Source organism: Novosphingobium sp. TK71, from assembly GCF_055361505.1.
Window position 1 is genome coordinate 1,178,380 of sequence record NZ_CM143962.1, and the last position, 17,518, is coordinate 1,195,897.

The following is a 17,518-nucleotide window of genomic DNA, read 5'->3' on the forward strand; positions in this document are numbered from 1 at the left end:
TCAGGGTATTGCCCTGGAATGCCCGGAAGCTTCCGAGGTTGCCCTCCGCCAGACTACCCCGAAGAACAGCACGAGGACCAGAGGCATGACCGGGATATCGAAGCCAAGCGCCAGCGGGCGCGCCAGCGCGGGCGCGGCAAAGGCGAGCACGAGCGCCAGCTTCTCGTAAGGCGCAAAGCCGCTGCGCAGCCCCTCGCCCACCAGCCAGAGCATCGGGAAGGCCAGCAGCACCATGTCATAGTCCAGCACATAGGGCGTCGCCAGGGGGGCGCCGGCCAGCATCAGCGCGGCCAGCCCCGGCGTCCAGGCCCCTGCCCGTCCCTTGCGCAGGCAGGCCCACAGCACCAGCCCGGCCACCGCCAGCGTCACCAGCCCCTGCACGGCATAGCTCAGGCCCATCGAGGTGCCGATGAGGCGCATTCCCGCAAACGGGCTCATCATCTTGCCGTAGCCGATCTGCCCATGGGCCATCGCCGCCTGCGCCCGCTCGCTCGCCCCCAGCCAGCCGATCCAGGCCTGCGCGCCGAATGCCCATGCGGATAGCAAGGCCAGCGCCGCGGCCGTGATGCAGGCCGAGGCGATGACCCGCCATTGCCCCGTCGCCACCAGCACAAGGGGGAGCAGCAGCCCGAACTGCGGCTTGATCGTCGCCAGCCCGAACAAGGCGCCCGCGATCCAGGGCCGGGTCGGCACCAGCCAGGCGCCCAGCCCAAGCAGGCCGCAAACAAGGAATGCCGTCTGCCCATGTGTCACGACGATCGGCACTGCGGGGAAGGCCGCGAACAGGAGCCACAGCGGCACCCCGGTCGCCGCCCGTTCCCACCAGCACCGCACCGCGCCGAGGTACAACGCGCCCGTCATCAGCAACCATGCCCCGAGCGCCGGAAAATAGGGCAGCCCGCCAAGCGGCCAGCAGAACGGCAGAAACGAAGGCGGGTAATAGAATGCGGTATAGGCGCCTTCCGCCGAGAAATAGGTGCGCTGCGCCGCGATATGCGCGGCCCCGTCGTATGGGTCGCCATGGGCGAAGAGCATGTGGCCCGTCGTCCAGAAACTGATGAAGTCGCTGCCGAGCAGATAGCCGTTGGCATCTACCCCCCCGTGCGAGGTTCCCACCAGCCAGGCCAGCATGACGGCGGCAAGCACCGCGAAGAGTCGCAGGTATCCGGTGACGCGCGCGGCGCCCAGCCAGTCCATCCGTTTCAGGAAATCAGCCCCCATGCCCCGCTGTCTGCAACGCCCCGGCGGCGAAGTCCATGCCTCGCCCGAGGTAGCGGGCTCCGCGCTTGCCTTGCCGGCTCGCAAAACATGGACCTCGCAGCGCGTCCTGCAACCGACTGGAGTTCTTGAAGGGAACGAGGGCCTTTCTCAGTTCCGCTCCGGCTGATTGTGCTGTTGGTGCGGGCAGCCTTGGTACGGGGCCGGGCACTGCGTGGAGGGCCCCGCTGTTGGAAGCCCCTCCCCGATCATTACCGCCGACCGCTTGCGTCACGCATCGCCAGCATCGCTTCGGGCTCGTCGGTCAGCAGCATGGAAACACCTTCGCGCACCAGACTGCCCCATACGGCATCCGGCGCGCGCAAGGCATCCCTGTCGCTCCCAGCACCAAGGACGAAATTGCCGTCGAGCATGTTCACCCACAGGCGAACGCCCAGCGATTGCGCGCGCTTGACAATGGCTGGCAGCGCCTCGCGCGGGAGGCGGTAGGGAAGCTCGATGCCGACGGGTTTGATTTTGCCGGACATTTGCGCGGCGATCATGTCGGGAATGCTCTTGCCGCTGTCGTCGCCGTCCTTTGGGATGACAAGGAAAGGCACCTCATCATAAGGCGCCATCGGGGCCAGCGGTTGCGAGCCCACGCCGACCCGCGTCTTCAGCGTCACGCGGTTCTGGGCGCCCGCCTTGCGCACGGCGGCGATCACTTGCGGGTAGATGGCGTCCTTGACGTCCAGGTTGAGCGTGATGCGATCCTTGGCGAGCGCCAGCATCTCATCCAGCGTGAGCACGAACTGGTCGGTTGCCGCGGCATCGCTGCCGCCCTCGTCCTGGCGCAGTCGCAGGCTCTTGATCTGTGCCAGGGTGAGATCGGCGACCTTGCCGGTGCCGGTGGTCGTGCGGTCCACAGTCTCGTCATGCATGATGACCAGGTAGCCGTCCTTGCTCTCGAGCACGTCGGTTTCCATCATATCGACGCCCATCGCCGCGCACTTTTCGAGAGCCTGCACCGAATTTTCAGGCGCCGCGCCGAAGCCGTGAAGAGGCGCCGGTTCGTGGCAGCCGCGATGGGCGACCACGATGAGCCGGCCATGCGGATCGCGGATCTGGGCCATGATCTCGCCGGTGGAACGATGGGTGGGTGCGGCATGTGCAGCCGTAGCGGCCAGCGACAGCGCGGCCGCGGCAAGAAGAATGATCTTCATCGAGCGTTTCCAGTATCGAAAAGGGAGTGCCGCGGCCTTGGCGGCGCGGCGGAAGCGGCCCGAACACAAAGGTCCGGGCCGGACAGTCAGCGCGTGATCGTCACCACTTCAGGCCGAGCACGAAGCGCACGTTACGGCCCCACAGCGGACGCCCGAAGATTGCCTCCGACGTGCCCTGACCGGTCAGAGTATCGCCGGCGGTGTTGCCTTCGGTGAAGCCGTGGGCATTGGTGATGTTGTCGCCCACAACCTGAAGGCTCCACCGCCCGTGGTTGAAGGTCGCGCCCGCGCTGAAGTAGCCATAAGCGGGCAAGGCCGTGGTGTTCGTGACGTCGACATAGCGCTTGCCGACGTAATCGTAGCGACCGTAGAGGCTCAGGTGATCGCCGCCCGCAAGGTTGAAATCCAGGCTCGGGCGGATGTTGCCGTAGACCTTCGGCTGGCGCACGATCTGCTTGCCCAGCACGTCCCCGGCGTCGGCGCCGGTGCTGCTGGTGAAGTTGATGTACTTGGGATCCTGCACCGTGACGGCGCCCGCGATCGAGAACGGTCCCGCCACGCGCAGCAGCCCGTCTGCCTCCACGCCCTTGTCCTCTGCCGATCCGAGGAACTGGATCGGCTGATCGCTGCGGCCCGTCACCGGGTTGTAGGTGGCGAAGCTGGCATTGAGCGGGTCGAACCTGGTGTAGAACCCCGTGAGGTAGAGGTAGGAGCGGCCGAATACAGCCTTGACCCCTGCTTCGTAGAGCTTGGCCTTCGATGCCGTGTACGAAGCTCCGGCAGAGCCGACTACGGAGCCATTGGCAGGCACCTGAAGCTGCGACGCGCGGGCGTAGAGGCCGAAATTGTCCGTCAGGTCATAATTCGCGCCGACAGTCCAATTGGTCGCCTTGGGTTTGAACGTCGTGTTGACGATGGCGCCGGTGAAGCCGCGCGTGGCATTGTCCGCCAGCGTGGTGGCATCGCCCAGATCATAGGCTGCAGTGGTGCGCGAAAATCCGCTGTAGTCGTACCATTCCTGGCGCAAACCCAGATCGATGCGCAGCTTGTCGGTCACGTCCCAGCTATCGGTGCCGTAGACTGCGAACATCCTCGCCTCGTACTTGCCGCCGATCAGCGACGCCGCATCGGTCAGTGCGCCGTTATCGGTAACATAGCCGCTGACCGAGCCGGTCGCACCATAAGCGACAAGGTCGAGTACCTGCGGCTGATTGGCCACTTGCAGCAGATAGTTCTGATAGACCCCGAAGATCGTGCTGCCCCAGGTCGCCCCGTAGACGCCGACGCGAACATCGTGGCTGCCCAGGCCGGTTTCGAATTTGCGGGTGACGCTCAGGTCGCCCTGGCCGGAATAGAATTTGGCGTCGGTGTGGCGATACTGCGCCGAAAGCACGAGGCCGGATTCGCTGTTCGGATCGTAGACAGTCGCGCCGCTGGTGCCGGCGATGGCATAGCCCAGCGACGCGACGTTCCCTAACGCGGACTGTGCTGCCGACAGATAGCCGGCGGCGAACGTATCCGCATCCACCGGATTGGAGGTCGTGTAGAGGGCATCGAAGGTCGAACGCCCCTGCGTATATCCGGCTTTGGCCGATACGTGCCACTCGCCGAAATCGCCTTCATAATCGACCTGCACATTGCCGAACCGCATGTGGCGGCCATTGGCAAGGTCGTAAGTGTTGCTCTGGACCTGTCCGCTACCGTCGCGATAGGCAATGTTGGCGGCGCGCAGCGCCGGGGTATCGAGCGTGCCGGTCAGCGAATTGAGGTACGGGTTCAGGCTGACCGAAGGATCGCGCGGATCGGCGGTGGGCAGCGAGAGATAGAAGATGTTGTGATCGTTGGTGTACTGGCCCGACACCTTGATCGAACCGTTATCGAAATCATGCTTCAGATTGGCGCGGATCTGGCCCCCGCGATCGGCAGGGAAGCCTGCATCGCGATACCCGTCGTTCTGGCGAAGGAAGCCGCCGACGGCATAGTACGTGTCCTTGCCCAGCGGACCGGACTGATAGGCATCGAGGCGGTAGAGGCCGCTGGTGCCCAGCGTCACTTGCGCTTCACCCTGCGGCGTATCGCTGCCGGTCCGCGTGATGACGTTGGCGATGGCCGCCGCGCCGCTGGCATAGATCGGTGCCGGGCCGCCGCGCACCACTTCGACCCGCTGCGTCATCAGGTCGGTACGGTTCATGCCGTCTCCGGAATTGAAGAAGTAGCCGTCCAGATCGTGAAACAGCGGCAGGCCGTCCTGCTGGAAATAGAGGTAGCCGCGGTCGGTGGGAATGCCGCGCACGCGGGTGATGTTCTGCACTTCGCCGCCGGTCGATTCGACCTGAACGCCGGGAACGACGCTGAAAAGCTGGGCCATGCTCTGCGGAGCGAGCTTCTTGATATCGTCTTCGGACAGCGTGTTGACGGCATAGGACACATCGAACCGGCGCTGCGCACGGGCGGAACCGGTAACGATGATGTCGGTCGGCCGGGCATCTTGGGACGCGGTCGCCGTGTCCGTCGCCGATTGGGCGAGCGCGGGCGCGCCGGTAAGCAGCGCTGCCGCTGCGGCGTTCATTAGCAGGAATGACTTCGGTTGCATGGAATCCCTCATGAGCTTGCGTTCTCGAGGGGCGCTCTCGGCGCGTTCCGTGACGGTTTTAATTGCTTTCATGAAATTAAATGGGCGGCGTCGCTGGCGGCTCAACCTCGCGCCCCCAGAACGTCGTGCAGAGGCGCGAGCGCAGCGCCGAGCACCACCGCCTTGCTGGCGAGCGAGGACGCATAGATGCGCGGCGTAGGGGCCCGATATCCGGCGAAAAGCCGGCCGCAGTGGGCCTCCACCTGCTCGGCTAGCGCGGCCAGAACGGCCCTGGGCAAGGCGCCCGAGATGACCACCGCGCCAGGATCGAGCCAGGCGACGCCGCTGTGAACCGCCGTGGCCAATTGTGCCGACGCCCGCTCGATCCACGCATCGAAGACCGCGCGATGGCTGTCCATCACCCCCTCCAGATCGGCCAGCGAACTGGCCTCTGCACCGGCGTCGCGCAGGGTCTGGAGCAGGTCGATGCCGGATGGACGCGGCTGATCTCCGGGAAACAGGCGTCCGACTTCGCCGGCGTTATGGAATTCTCCCACAAAGAGATCCCGTTCGGCAATCAGTCCACCGCCAACGCCGTGGCCGAGGAAAAACACCAGGATCGAACGATGGCGGCTGATGATCTCCGGGCGATAGTATTCGGCAAGCGCGGCAGCGGCTGCATCGTTCTCGATCCAGACGGGCATGTCGAGAACGCTTTCCAGTACCTGCTGCAACGGGATGTCGTCCCAAGGCGCGATCCAGTCGACCACACTGCGGCGGTTGCGATCGCCGCCGATGGCATATCCCGCCACCGCAACGCCAAGCCCCAGAAATCGGCCGCGCATGAAGCCGCGCTCGGCCGCCAATGCCCGCAGCCGCTCGTCCAGGGTACGTGCGAAGACCTTGGGATCGCCTTGCGCGAAGGGCCGCGAATCCTCGAACAGCACTTGCCCCCGGAAATCGATGACCGCCAGTTCCAGCCAGCCGGGATGGACAGTGGCGCCGACGGACCAGCCCCCGTGCCCCGCGATGGATACCGGAACGGTCGGACGTCCCCGTACCGTCACCGGGCTGGCCGGGGTCTCCTCCACCAGTCCAAGAGCGGAGAGTTGCTGGGTCAGGCGCGTCAAGGTCGCCGCGTTGATATCCAGCGTCTGTGCCAGATGAACCCGGGCGGTGGGCCCGTGAATCCGCAGATGCTGTACGACGCGGCGCTGGGCATCGCTGAGTTGGAGCTGGGGGCGCATCATGACCGGCATGGCCGCCGCCCATATATTTTCATTGCGTCAAAAAAATGAAGGCAAACGGGTTTGGAGCGCGCGTGCATGGCCGGCTCTCCCGCAACCCTGCATCCTGCCGAGAACGCGTCTCGCTGCTCTATTTCCTCACCGTCCGGACGGGCATTCCCATTGTTCTCGCTGGAAGCCTGTTGACGATCCTGATGGTCTGGGACGGATTGGCCGACCTTGCCGTTTCCTATGTTATCGATGATTTTGTCGAGTTCAGGGCTGGATCACCCAACCGCCGGGATGCCTCACTTTCTGATCACTGCAGCCAGGTCGTAAACTCATGCTTGGATCGAGCTGCTTGCTGCTGGTTCATCGCTGGTCGAGGCGTTCGGCGAAGCGGCCGCTTTCGGGATTGCCGCTGTAGACCACCTGCGTCTGGAAGGAGGCGCTTTCTGCCGGAGGCCCCTGCCATGCGCTCGGGATCAAAACCGCCTACGAATCGCAGTGCGATCTCGGTCTTGCCTGTCGGCCCATCCCGCGAATCCATCACCGACGGCGGCGGGGTATGTCGCCGCCGTCCAGATTGGATCCTCGCGGATGTCAGATGGCGATAGAGATATCCAACCCGAGATAGCCGAATACGGCCCGCTTCACTCGCTTTTCAAGTCCCGCCATATCCGTCTCACCTCGCTCTCCTGCAGCATCGTTGATGCCCTTGATGATCGCCAGACAGTCGGCAGCCGTAGTGTCCAGCCGATCGGGTAGCGGGCCTGGAAGCAGACGCAGAATCGACGCAAGGGCAGCCGTGAGGCTGTTTTCCGCATGAGACTGCTGGTCGTGCAGCGGCAGCCTCAATTCCTCGAAATCCAGCAGGCGAGCGAGAGCCGGACGGCGCATCTGGTGGGCGGCGCAGGCGGCAATGACGGCGCACAGCGCCGAGCGCGGAACGGTGATTTCAATCGCCGTGACGTCCTCGAGCAGCTGTGCTTTTTCCCGCTGGATTAGCCCCGCGGTCAAGGCATCCTTGCCGGGGAAGTACTGGTACAGCGATCCAATGCTGACCCCGGCGAGTTCAGCTACGGCATTGGTGTTGTAGCCGTCGAAGCCCTTCGTCTCCAGAATGCGAGCAGCAGCCTCCAGGATCGCGCGCACGGTCTCTGAGGACCGCGCTTGTCGCGGCGTTTTGCGGGGCTCGATCGGCGTTTCTGGCAAGGCGCGAGCCTCCTTTTGGAATGCGAGTTGTGAAAGTGAGTTTAAGCTCGCATTTTTTCGGCGTCCACTGAGATACAAAGGCTCCCCGAATGCAAAAGTCTGTTACGGAAAAGCATGTTTTTCCCGCCAAACTCAACCACATGAGCTTCCCGACCAACGACGTCGCGGCCACATCTGCATTCTTCGAGAACTATCTAGGCTTCACGCTCTCGGCATTCGTCGAGCCCCATTTCGCTATCCTGAAGCGCCCCGGCCTCGACGTCGTGATCGAGAATGCGGACCCGGACGCGCCCACGATCCGCACGATCGGGGCCGACAAGCCGAACCGCCCCTTTGGCGAATGCGTTTCCACCGACCCTTCCGGTCTTCGCTGGCCAATGTCATTTCACATCGGCCTTGAACTGCCCGGCTATGACGATGTCTGCGCCTTGCACGACAGGTTTGCGGCGGATGGCTTCGTCGCCGAAACGCCAGTGTTCCACCATGAACGCGGTTCGCGATTTTTCCTGCGCGCGCCGGGGGGCGTTATGGTCGAATTCAACACCCGCTCCGATGCGGACATCCGATATCGCGACACCTTCGACTGATGCTTAGCCAGCCCACTTGGCGCGCGGCGCATTGGCGAGGCATCGTTTCGATGGTGCCTTAGCGGACCTGACGTTCCGCACAGCCTTTCTGATCATCGCCATCACTGGCCGGATTTCGGGCAAGTACTTTCCCGCAAGGCCGGGAAACAGGGAACATGGGAGAGCGACGGGACTAGTTGCGAATTACTCGCAACTGGATTAGTGGCCCCGTTCCCGTCGAGCGGAAACGATGTCCACGAACGCTTTCGTCCTGTCCCATCTGCTGCTGCGAGAGCGGCCGTCGCTGCTGAAGCGGCTGCGGCGGATGCTGCGCGATGAGCGCGCGGCGGAGGATGTGACGCAAGGCTTGTGGCTGAAGATCCAGTCCGTCCACGATCATCCGCCGATAGACAATCCCGGCGCTTATCTTCACCGTCTCGCCATGAACGCGGCGACCGATGCCCTGCGCGCCTCGAAACGGCGCGGAGCCTTGGTCGAAGCGGAAGTGGCCGACTTGCTCTGGGTAGAGGATGACAGCCCCGCGCCCGACCGGATCGCCATCGGGCGCGACATGCTGGAGCGCATCATGGCGGCATTGGCCTCGCTACCCGAACCGACCCGCTCGATCTTCCGCCTCAACCGCTTCGAAGGTCTGACCCAGCGCGAAATCGCCGCGCGGTACGGCGTTTCGACCACCGTCGTCGAACGCCATATCCGCCGCGCGCTAAAGGCGCTCGACGATGTCCGGAATGCACCGTGACGAAAATATCGCTGCGCCTGTTTGGAGATCCCATCCCTGAAACGTCGTACCTTGTGGCAGGCGGTTTTACGCCGCTGCGGGCCGCACTGGGGACGAGGGCGTGATGGATCCCGAAGAGGCACTGGAGGCCGAAGCTCTGGCAGAAACGGCACGCGGCTGGGTCGCGCGGCTGGCGTCGGGAGAAATGGACAGCGCGGAACTCGACCGCTTCAAGCAATGGCGTGCGGCTCACCCGGACCACAACCGGGCGTTCGAGCATCAGCGCGCGCTCTGGCGCGCCCTCGGACGGGCAAGCGCGTCTGCACCGGGCGGCCCGCAACGCCCAAAGCGCTTGCCGTGGTCGCGGCGCGAGCAAGCGCGCGTTCCTCGCCGTGCATGGCCGAGGATCGCCTTCGCTGGAGTTGCCGCACTGGCCGCGGTGCTGGCCTTTCCCGAACTGATGCTCTCGTTGCAGGCCGATCACCGCTCCGGGAAGGCCGTGGAGAGCCTGACCTTGCCCGATGGCAGCGCCGCCGTTCTCGACGCAGATTCCGCCATCGCCGTGCGTTTCAGCGACAATGAGCGGCGCGTATCGGTGCTGAAAGGCGATGTATGGTTCGACGTGCGCCATGGCGATGCTCGCCCGTTCCGGGTCGAGGCGCTGGGCGGGGTTACGCAGGATGTCGGCACGGCTTTCGAGGTGCGCCGAGAGCGCGATAGTGTATTTGTCAGCGTGACGCAGGGTGAAGTGGCAGTCCGCTCTGGCACCGCCGCTTCACCGCTTTTTCTGCAGGCAGCGCAGCGCGCGCGCTATGAACGTGGCGGCCCGGCCTTGCGGCTCGGCGATGCGGCAACCGGTGATATCGCCGTTTGGCGCAATGGCGAACTGCTGCTCGACAGGGTGGCGGTAAGCGACGCCATCGCCGCGATCGGTCGCTATCGGCGCGGCCCCGTTCTGGTCATGGGTAGCGTTGAGAAAACCGCGCGGATCAGCGCCGCATTCCGTACCGACAAGCCTGAGGAAGCCATCGACGCCATTGCCCAGATGTCCGGGTTCGATGTCTACCGCCTGGCAGGAATCGCCGTTTTGCGTCCAGTCCGGTAAAATTTTTCATCGCCATGTTAGGAAGCCACCCCTGCCCGACGTCAGACACAATGGACGCGCTGCTAATGCGGATTATTTGCAAAATTAGGCGCGTCCCGCTTGTCGAGCAGGGGATAATAGAATGTCGTTGCCATCGTACCGCCGAATTGCCGGCGCCACGCTTCGCCTGTCACTACTGGCATCGGGAGGGGTCTTCGCGCTTGCCGCCAGTGCCCCGGCGCTCGCCCAGAACGCCCGTCAGGCCGCCCGCAATTTCGATATTGCGGTCCAGCCGCTTCCCGGCGCAATTCGCCAGTACATGCAGCAGTCCGGCATTCAGGTCGCCTACCCGGCCGACCTTGCCGAAGGCGTAAACGCCTCTGCGGTAAAGGGAGAGTTCGGTTCGGCAGAAGCGCTTTCGCGCCTGCTTGGGGGTACCGGCCTTACCTTCCGCTTCACAGGTGCGGGCACCGCCACGCTGGAGCGCGCTCCGCAGTCGGCGAGCGGCACGATCCAGCTCGGCCCGGTACAGGTTCAGGGGGATGGCGGCGACTACGGCATTCCCGCCAGTTTGACGAGCGATCCCAATGCCACGGAAGGCACCGGCTCTTACACGATCCGCCAGACCAAGGGCGTGACCCGCCTCGACCTCTCGCCGCGCGAGACGCCGCAATCGATGTCGGTCGTGACCCGCCAACAACTTGACGACCAGCAACTGATCTCGGTTACCGATGCGCTGCGCGTGGTACCCGGCATCGTCCTCTCGCACGACGACAGCGACCGCCACTTCCTCTATTCGCGCGGGTTTTCGACCACTATCGTCCAGGTCGACGGACTGCGTTCCTACGATCAGGACGCCAGCGCCAGCTTCCTGACGCAAGTCGACACCGTGACGCTGGACCGCGTTGAGGTGGTGCGCGGCGCCAGCGGGTTGCTCAAGGGCGTGGGCAACCCGTCCGCTGCGATCAACCTCGTGCTCAAGCGCCCGACCAGCGAATTGCAGGGCCATGCCTCGGTCAGCGCGGGATCATGGAACCGCTATCGCGGAGAGGCGGATATTTCGGGTCCGGTCAACGAGGAAGGGACATTGCGCGCCCGCGCCGTTGCCGCCTTCGAGAGTCGCGACAACTTTTCAAATTACTACCACAAGGAAGCCCAGACCTATTACGGCATTCTCGAATACGACCTGACCCCCGACACGGTGGTCGATGCCGGGATCGAGTACCAGTATTCGCACACCGATGGTTCGACTTACGGTGCGATCCCGCTGTTCTGGTCGGACGGTACGCGCTTCATCGCCAAGCGATCATGGAGCCCGTCGAGCAAGGGCGCCTATCTGGAATCGAAGAGCCGCAAGGTCTTCGTGGACGTGAAGCACGATTTTTCGCCCGACTGGCAGGCCCGCCTCCGCCTCACGGATTCGCGACTGATCCGCGACATGCTGGTGCGCCAGATCTATGGCGCCGTCGCACCGAACCGGCAGACGGGCCTGGCGACGATCTACAACACGACGTTGACCCCTGATCGCAAGGCCAAGGGTCTGGACGCACAAGTCACCGGTCATGTCGATCTCGGCGGCTGGGACGCAGATGTCGTGGCCGGTTACTCCTGGACCCGCGGCGTCCTGCACCGCACGGATACGACCAAGGACGAACCGGCCACCCTGCTGGCTGATTGGGACGGCGAGATCGCGCCGCTCGACGATTGGTCTGGCGCTTCGGTCGTGCAGCGCCGCACGATGGAGCGCGAGAGCAGTGCCTATGCCACAGCGCGCCTGCGCCCGCTTGACCGCCTCTCGGTAATCCTCGGCACCAACTTCACGACCTACAAGCTGCGCGACGTGGTCAACGGCACGCTCAGCCGCAAGCTCGATGAAAGCGGCAAGTTCGTGCCCTATGCCGGCGTGGTCTACGACTTTGCGAAGAACCTTTCGGTCTACGCCAGCTATGCCCAGATATTCTCGCCCGCGTCGGTCTACGACGCCAACGACAGGGTGCTCGATCCGGTCACCGGCGACAATTACGAGGCCGGCATCAAGGGCGAATTTCTGGACGGCAAGCTCAACACCAGCATCGCCGGGTTCTACATCAGGCAGAACAACGTGGCGGTTGCCGTTCCCGGTGAAACCACACCGTCCGGCGCGCAGGCCTATGAGGGGCAGGACGGCGTTACCAGCAAGGGTATCGAGTTCGAAGTCTCGGGCGAGATCCTGCCCGGTTGGCAGGTGCAGGGCGGCTACACCTATCTGCACGCCCGCACCGCCGCCGGAAGCCGCGTGAACACCGGCCTGCCGCAAAACCAGGGCAAGCTGGCAACCTCCTATCGCTTCCACACGGGCACTCTCGACGGCGCGATGATCGGGGCCAACCTGACATGGCAGGACGCTACCCACTACGCGACCTACTATGGTACCGCGAAGCAGGGCAATGTCGGCGTTGTCGGCCTGATCGGCGGCTATGAGGTGAACGATCACCTCTCGCTCTCGATCGTGCTCAACAACCTCTTCGACAAGACGTATTATGATGGATACGGCCTCTACACATCCTACACCTACGGCGCGCCGCGCAACGTGCTGTTCACGGCCCGCTACAAACTGTGAGCGAACGGCGGCGCCTGACTTCGATGGTATCGAAACTTCCGTCGCCGTTTTCCGGCATGTCCCTCCTCGTCGATGCGCCCGAGCGCTATCGCACGAGCGGGGGCAGCCGCTGGCTGGGCCTTGTCGGCACTGCCGGCCTCTATGGACTGGTGCTCATGTGCCTTTTCGCGACCTTCCGGACCATGGTCGAGCCCCCCAGGGTTTCGGCCGCGCTGATGGTCGAGCAAGTGCCGCTTGCCTCGCCCGAGGAGACCCCGCCCAAGGATAAGGAAGCGCCGCGGCCCGTCGAAAAGCAGGAGCCCCCGCCGCCACCGCCGAAGGTTGAACCGCGCGAACCCGTGGCGATCGCCCTGTCCCCGCTTCAGACTCCGGCTACCGTCACACCGCCAAAGCTCTCTGACCCGGCTCCCCCGCGGCCCGAAACTGCCGCGCCCGAGACCGTCCCGGCACCGCCCGCTCCCCAGGTCTCAAGCAATGCCGCAGATCGCTGGGAAGGACGGGTTCTTGCCCGGCTCAACAAGTATCGGCGCTATCCCTCTGGAGCCCATGCCCGCCGTCAGCAGGGCGTTCCCTATATCCGTTTCACGATGGACCGGGACGGGCGTGTGCTGTCGACCAGCCTCGAGCGCTCCTGCGGTTTCCCTGAACTCGATCGCGAAGCGCTTACACTGGCGAAACGTGCCCAGCCATTGCCCCGGCCGCCGGAAGACAAACCCGGTGATACGCTGGAACTGGTCGTTCCGGTCGAATTCTTCATTCGTTGAAGGCGAAACGGCTATCCCATAAACCGGAGCGACGAGTTGCTGCCGTGGAACGGGAAGCCTACGGAAAAGCGGCCGGTATCCGCGTGGGAAGTGGGAATCCGCGCCTGAATGACCGACAAGGGTCACATCCAGCCTCGGGGCCCCCGCAAAAAACCACCCCAACTCGTCGTGGCGGGAGGAGCACTCATAGAAAAGTGCCCCATTTCACCGCTTAGCGCGCAGTATCGATGATCATTCCGCCGTCGGGTGTGAGGCTGTAGCCGGTCAGGAACCGGGCATCCTTGCTGGCGAGGAACAGCACCACCGGGGCAATGTCCTCTTCAGGCGAACCGAATCGCGCAAGCGCGCTATCGGGCGCAGGCGCATTCGCTTCCGCCGCACCCCAGGTGTCGGCCACGGGCAGGACATTGTTGACGGTGATGTTGTCCGGCCCCCATTCGCGCGCCGCTGTACGCGTGAGCGCCCGCGTGGCTTCCTTGGCCATGTTATATGGGCCGTAGGGCGACATCCCGAGCGTGGCCGCGGGCGATCCGAAATTGATGACCCGGCCTTCGCCGCTGGCCTTGAGATAGGGATAGCAGGCCTGCATCGCCCGCAGGCTGGCGATCGGGCCGGTATCGAAGTTGCGTTGAAGCTGCTCGACCGAAAGATCGTTGATCGGCGACATGACCACTCCGGGATCGAAGGCATTGTTCACGAGGATGTCGATCCGTCCCCAGGCGGCGACCACGGTGTCGACTGCGGCCCTGATCTGATCCGGGTCGCTGACGTCGGTCGGCACGCCCAGTGCGGTTCCACCGGCGGCCTCGATATCCGCGACGACCGCATCGACATTCGCGGGCGTGATCGAGAGGACCGCGACCTTCGCGCCCTCTGCGGCGAATAGCCTCGCGGTAGCGCGGCCGATACCGCGGCCTGCGCCGGTGATGATGGCGACCTTTCCGTCAAGACGACCCATTATGAATTCCTTTCAATATGTGTTGACTGGTGCACGCCGAAAGCCGGCGCGTAAGGCGATGGGATGTCGCGTGCGGCGTTCTGCGTGGCGAACGACGCGGCCAGAAGCACCAGCGCCACAGCCGCAGGCATGGCGCCCTTCGGCTTGCCCACGCCGAGATGGGCCATCCCGGAGAGCACGAGGTGATAGAAGATGCCGGCATAGGCGAGGTCGCTGAGTGCCACGCTAACGCGGGACAGGATCGCTACGGGTCCAACGATCTTCACCGTGATCATGAAAGTCAGCAAATAGGGCGCCGGATAATTCAATTCGACGAGGGCTGATCTGACCCAGTCTTTCCTGGTAGCGTAGAAGAAAGCGGACGTGAGATAGAGCAGGACAAGCAATCCCGTGCTGATCCAATATGTGTAGATTGCGGACATAACACTCCCCCCGCCGCCAATGCAGGCGACGATCCGGTTGATTGACGTTCGGCGGACTTGAGGATTCCCAACAGCGACCTGAACCTGTATCGAAATGTCATCCAGGATGAGATGCTACAAGTAGGATGAATTCGTGACACTAAGTATGGAAAATCATACTAATGGCTGACGATGGCTTCACCATGCAGGACGAGATGCGCCGCGCCTTCGCGATGCTCTCGGGCAAATGGAAACTGGAGATCATGTGGCTGCTGCATCAGCGGGTGCATCGGTTCGGGGAGTTGCGAAAGGGCATCCCGGGCATCACGCAGCACATGCTCACCGCCCAGCTTCGCGAACTGGAGGCAGATGGCCTGGTCTCGCGCACCGTCTTCGCGGAAGTGCCGCCGCGCGTCGAATATGAGATGACGACCAAGGCGCGCGGGCTTGGCCCCACCATGGAGGCGCTGACGGCGTGGTGGGAAGAGTATGGAAAGACCTTGCCGGAAAAGCCTGCCGCACGCGGACGGAAGAAAACGCCGAACGACAGGTCGGGGTCCGCTTAGGCCAAGGCGGCCGCGCCCGACCATTCGTCGCGCGCGGCCGCATGTCCTCATCCGGTCAGGCGCCGAGATGCTCCTGGAAGAAGCTGGTCAGCTTGTCGAACGGTATGATGTCTACCTGGTCGTAGAGGTCGGTGTGGGTGGCACCCGGAATGATCATCAGTTCTTTGGGCTCAGCCGCTGCCGCAAAGGCCGTCTCGCTGAAGTAGCGGGAATGAGCCTTCTCGCCATGGATAAGCAGGATCGGCCGGGGTGAGATTTCAGCAATATAAGTGAGGATCGGCAGGTTCATGAACGACAGGGGCGTAGTGAGAGACCATGCCGCGTTCGAGTTGATGGCCCGGGGATGGAACCCGCGCTTCGTCTTGTAATAAGCCGCATATTCCACGACGAACAGCGGCTCACCGCCCTTCAGTTCCAACGATACGGGGCCATAAGCAGGGCTGCCCTCTTCGGCGTCCGTCCAGCGCTGGCGGCTCAGTTGCTCAAGCGTCTCCGTGCGCTGCTGCGGGGTCACACTGTCGTTATAGCCCTTCGACATGACACGGGTCATGTCGTACATGGTGCTGGCGACGACGGCCTTGATCCGCTTGTCGATCGCCGCGGTGCTGAGCGCCATACCGCCCCAGCCGCAGATACCGATGACGCCGATCCGCTCGCGATCGATTTCCGGCCGCAGCCCGATGAAATCGACGGCCGCGCTGAAATCCTCGGTGTTGATATCCGGGGACGCGACGTTACGCGGCTCGCCGCCACTTTCGCCGGTATAGGAGGGATCGAACGCCAGCGTTGCGAACCCGCGTTCCGCCAGGGCCTGCGCATAGAGGCCCGAGGATTGCTCCTTCACGGCGCCGAACGGGCCGCTGACCACGATTGCGGCCAGTTTGGCGGTTGGATTCTTCGGCAGATACATATCGGCGGCGAGCGTAATGCCGTAGCGGTTTTTGAACGTGACCTTCTGGTGGTCAAGCTTGGCGCTTTTCGGGAAGGTCTTGTCCCATTCGTTTGTCATAGTCTGAGCCTTTGCGTTGGAGGAGGCGATGATTGAAGCCGCACCGAATGCGGCGATGCCTGCACCCGTCAGTTTCAGAAGTTCACGCCGATGAAGGCCGGGGGCTGGCGCATTCGTCTCAGGGGTACTCATGGGCATCTCCAATCGTGCGACTTGTGGAGGTTCGTTATTTGCGGGAGAGGAGCGGTAGCTACGCGCGGGCGGGCTTCAGCAGCCGCTGGCCGCTGCCGATGAGAGCAAGCGCGAGACCGGCAAGAATCACGCTGCCGGTAAAAGTCGCAACGATCGTCAGACCGTCCAGTAGCAGGCCGCCGACAACCGCGCCGAGCAGTATCGAGGCCTGGATCGCGGCGACCATCAGGCTGCCTGCAGCTTCCGGCGCATCATCCACATTCTGAGACATCCATGTCATCCAGATCACCGACATGGCGGTGTTCATGACACCCCAAAGTGCAAGGAAGATGCTGGCAGCCACTACCCAGTGGCCGAGCAGCAGCAGTCCCGCCGTGCAACCGCCCATCAGGAGAGCCGGCAACTTCAAGAGGGGGGCGACATTGCCGGTCAGGAAGCGCCCGGCCGCCCAGGTGCCGATAAACCCGGCACAGCCCAGGATCAGCAAAAGGATCGACAGGGCCGAGAGGCCCACGCCCGTCACCTGTTCCAGAAAAGGCCGAAGATAGGTGAACATCGTGAAGGCCGAACCCCAGGTCAGCATCGCCGCAATCAGGCCGCGCAGGAAGTGGGGCCGCTTGAGCAGGCCGAACATCGACCTGAAGTCCTGGGGCTGGCTCGCGGGAAGCGAGGGCAGAGCTACCAGATGCCAGAAGAGATTGACCGCGACGATGGGCGTCAGCGCCCAGAACACCGCGCGCCAGCCGAAAATGCCGCCCAGATAGCTGCCGATCGGCGCGGCAAAGGCTGCGGCTATGGCCTGTCCGCCGTACATCAGGGCCAGCGCGCGCGGCACGTCGGCCTCGGGCACCAGGCGCATGATCACGGCGGTGGCCAATGCCCAGAAGCCTCCGATACAGACGCCGAGCAGGGTGCGGCCGATCATGAGCATTGCGAAATTTGGCGCCGCCGCGACCAGGATGAGCGAAATCAGCATCAGGGCGGTCATCGCGACCAGAACCGATTTCCGGTTTACCGTACCGGCGGCAGTGGTGATGAGCATGCTGGACAACACCGCAAACAGTCCGCTGATCGAAATGGCCTGTCCGGTCTGGCCGCTGGATGCGTGAAGCCCTTCCGCCATCGGCGTAAGCAAGCTGACCGGCATGAATTCCGAAGCGATCAGCATCGCCACGCACAGCGCCATGGACAGTACTGCACCCCAGGCGCCGACGGGCCTACTCCGGGCATCGGATGTGGTCGCGACCACCATTAAACAGACTCCTGC

Annotated in this window: 15 protein-coding genes; 6 read left to right on the forward strand and 9 right to left on the reverse strand. The window is 63.7% G+C overall.

Annotated elements, in window-relative coordinates; translation table 11 throughout:
- The 5 genes from ACXJ16_RS05350 to ACXJ16_RS05370 form a co-directional block, all read right to left on the reverse strand.
- Positions 1–1,221, reverse strand: coding sequence for a glycosyltransferase family 87 protein (locus ACXJ16_RS05350; RefSeq protein WP_324695059.1), 1,221 nt, complete (start codon positions 1,219–1,221; stop codon positions 1–3).
- 248 nt (positions 1,222–1,469) lie between these two features.
- Positions 1,470–2,420: a glycerophosphodiester phosphodiesterase family protein gene (locus tag ACXJ16_RS05355; RefSeq protein ID WP_324695057.1), complete on the reverse strand. Its 951-nt coding sequence runs from the start codon at positions 2,418–2,420 to the stop codon at positions 1,470–1,472.
- Between the two features lie 100 nt (positions 2,421–2,520).
- Positions 2,521–4,989 (reverse strand): TonB-dependent receptor, encoded by a 2,469-nt coding sequence (locus tag ACXJ16_RS05360; RefSeq protein WP_463921540.1) that lies wholly within the window; start codon positions 4,987–4,989, stop codon positions 2,521–2,523.
- A 125-nt stretch (positions 4,990–5,114) separates the two neighbouring features.
- Complete coding sequence (locus tag ACXJ16_RS05365; protein ID WP_443477839.1) at positions 5,115–6,251, reverse strand: ROK family transcriptional regulator; 1,137 nt, start codon at positions 6,249–6,251, stop codon at positions 5,115–5,117.
- A 570-nt stretch (positions 6,252–6,821) separates the two neighbouring features.
- A complete protein-coding gene (locus ACXJ16_RS05370; protein ID WP_324695053.1) occupies positions 6,822–7,433 on the reverse strand; it encodes a TetR/AcrR family transcriptional regulator in 612 nt (203 codons plus the stop codon).
- A gap of 140 nt (positions 7,434–7,573) precedes the next feature.
- On the opposite strand from ACXJ16_RS05370, the gene ACXJ16_RS05375 reads away from it, so the two are divergent.
- From ACXJ16_RS05375 to ACXJ16_RS05395, 5 genes are all read left to right on the forward strand, one after another.
- Positions 7,574–8,020 carry a VOC family protein gene (locus tag ACXJ16_RS05375; RefSeq protein ID WP_463921541.1) on the forward strand — a complete coding sequence of 149 codons (447 nt, stop codon included), beginning with the start codon at positions 7,574–7,576 and terminating at the stop codon, positions 8,018–8,020.
- A gap of 229 nt (positions 8,021–8,249) precedes the next feature.
- Positions 8,250–8,759, forward strand: coding sequence for an RNA polymerase sigma factor (locus tag ACXJ16_RS05380; protein WP_324695049.1), 510 nt, complete (start codon positions 8,250–8,252; stop codon positions 8,757–8,759).
- A gap of 103 nt (positions 8,760–8,862) precedes the next feature.
- On the forward strand, positions 8,863–9,843 hold the full coding sequence (locus ACXJ16_RS05385) for a FecR family protein (RefSeq protein WP_463921760.1): 981 nt from the start codon (positions 8,863–8,865) through the stop codon (positions 9,841–9,843).
- A 121-nt stretch (positions 9,844–9,964) separates the two neighbouring features.
- A complete protein-coding gene (locus ACXJ16_RS05390) occupies positions 9,965–12,421 on the forward strand; it encodes a TonB-dependent siderophore receptor (protein WP_463921542.1) in 2,457 nt (818 codons plus the stop codon).
- Positions 12,422–12,477: 56 nt separating this feature from the next.
- Positions 12,478–13,185 (forward strand): energy transducer TonB family protein, encoded by a 708-nt coding sequence (locus tag ACXJ16_RS05395; protein ID WP_463921544.1) that lies wholly within the window; start codon positions 12,478–12,480, stop codon positions 13,183–13,185.
- A gap of 211 nt (positions 13,186–13,396) precedes the next feature.
- On the opposite strand, the gene ACXJ16_RS05400 is transcribed toward ACXJ16_RS05395, so the two are convergent.
- Together ACXJ16_RS05400 and ACXJ16_RS05405 are read right to left on the reverse strand one after the other, a co-directional pair.
- Positions 13,397–14,143, reverse strand: a complete 747-nt coding sequence (locus ACXJ16_RS05400; protein WP_292636457.1) for an SDR family NAD(P)-dependent oxidoreductase — start codon at positions 14,141–14,143, stop codon at positions 13,397–13,399.
- Positions 14,143–14,565, reverse strand: a complete 423-nt coding sequence (locus tag ACXJ16_RS05405; protein ID WP_463921545.1) for a DoxX family protein — start codon at positions 14,563–14,565, stop codon at positions 14,143–14,145. Before ACXJ16_RS05405 ends, ACXJ16_RS05400 begins: the two co-directional genes overlap by 1 nt.
- 161 nt (positions 14,566–14,726) lie before the next feature.
- On the opposite strand from ACXJ16_RS05405, the gene ACXJ16_RS05410 reads away from it, so the two are divergent.
- Positions 14,727–15,110, forward strand: a complete 384-nt coding sequence (locus ACXJ16_RS05410; protein WP_185997440.1) for a winged helix-turn-helix transcriptional regulator — start codon at positions 14,727–14,729, stop codon at positions 15,108–15,110.
- 55 nt (positions 15,111–15,165) lie between these two features.
- Here the strand turns inward: ACXJ16_RS05410 and ACXJ16_RS05415 are convergent, their stop codons facing one another.
- Positions 15,166–16,257 carry an alpha/beta hydrolase gene (locus tag ACXJ16_RS05415; RefSeq protein ID WP_185998782.1) on the reverse strand — a complete coding sequence of 364 codons (1,092 nt, stop codon included), beginning with the start codon at positions 16,255–16,257 and terminating at the stop codon, positions 15,166–15,168.
- A 52-nt stretch (positions 16,258–16,309) separates the two neighbouring features.
- Positions 16,310–17,503: an MFS transporter gene (locus tag ACXJ16_RS05420; RefSeq protein WP_324695035.1), complete on the reverse strand. Its 1,194-nt coding sequence runs from the start codon at positions 17,501–17,503 to the stop codon at positions 16,310–16,312.
- Positions 17,504–17,518 lie beyond the last annotated feature (15 nt).

Excerpts from the sequence above, each read along its gene's own strand:
- ACXJ16_RS05385 (WP_463921760.1), top strand. The coding sequence starts at position 8,863 with ATGGATCCCGAAGAGGCACTGGAGGCCGAAGCTCTGGCAGAAACGGCA.
- ACXJ16_RS05355 (WP_324695057.1), bottom strand. The coding sequence starts at position 2,420 with ATGAAGATCATTCTTCTTGCCGCGGCCGCGCTGTCGCTGGCCGCTACG.
- ACXJ16_RS05405 (WP_463921545.1), bottom strand. The coding sequence starts at position 14,565 with ATGTCCGCAATCTACACATATTGGATCAGCACGGGATTGCTTGTCCTG.
- ACXJ16_RS05350 (WP_324695059.1), bottom strand. The coding sequence starts at position 1,221 with ATGGGGGCTGATTTCCTGAAACGGATGGACTGGCTGGGCGCCGCGCGC.
- ACXJ16_RS05360 (WP_463921540.1), bottom strand. The coding sequence starts at position 4,989 with ATGAACGCCGCAGCGGCAGCGCTGCTTACCGGCGCGCCCGCGCTCGCC.
- ACXJ16_RS05415 (WP_185998782.1), bottom strand. The coding sequence starts at position 16,257 with ATGCCCATGAGTACCCCTGAGACGAATGCGCCAGCCCCCGGCCTTCAT.
- ACXJ16_RS05395 (WP_463921544.1), top strand. The coding sequence starts at position 12,478 with ATGTCCCTCCTCGTCGATGCGCCCGAGCGCTATCGCACGAGCGGGGGC.
- ACXJ16_RS05400 (WP_292636457.1), bottom strand. The coding sequence starts at position 14,143 with ATGGGTCGTCTTGACGGAAAGGTCGCCATCATCACCGGCGCAGGCCGC.
- ACXJ16_RS05375 (WP_463921541.1), top strand. The coding sequence starts at position 7,574 with ATGAGCTTCCCGACCAACGACGTCGCGGCCACATCTGCATTCTTCGAG.
- ACXJ16_RS05420 (WP_324695035.1), bottom strand. The coding sequence starts at position 17,503 with ATGGTGGTCGCGACCACATCCGATGCCCGGAGTAGGCCCGTCGGCGCC.
- ACXJ16_RS05365 (WP_443477839.1), bottom strand. The coding sequence starts at position 6,251 with ATGCCGGTCATGATGCGCCCCCAGCTCCAACTCAGCGATGCCCAGCGC.
- ACXJ16_RS05390 (WP_463921542.1), top strand. The coding sequence starts at position 9,965 with ATGTCGTTGCCATCGTACCGCCGAATTGCCGGCGCCACGCTTCGCCTG.
- ACXJ16_RS05410 (WP_185997440.1), top strand. The coding sequence starts at position 14,727 with ATGGCTGACGATGGCTTCACCATGCAGGACGAGATGCGCCGCGCCTTC.
- ACXJ16_RS05380 (WP_324695049.1), top strand. The coding sequence starts at position 8,250 with ATGTCCACGAACGCTTTCGTCCTGTCCCATCTGCTGCTGCGAGAGCGG.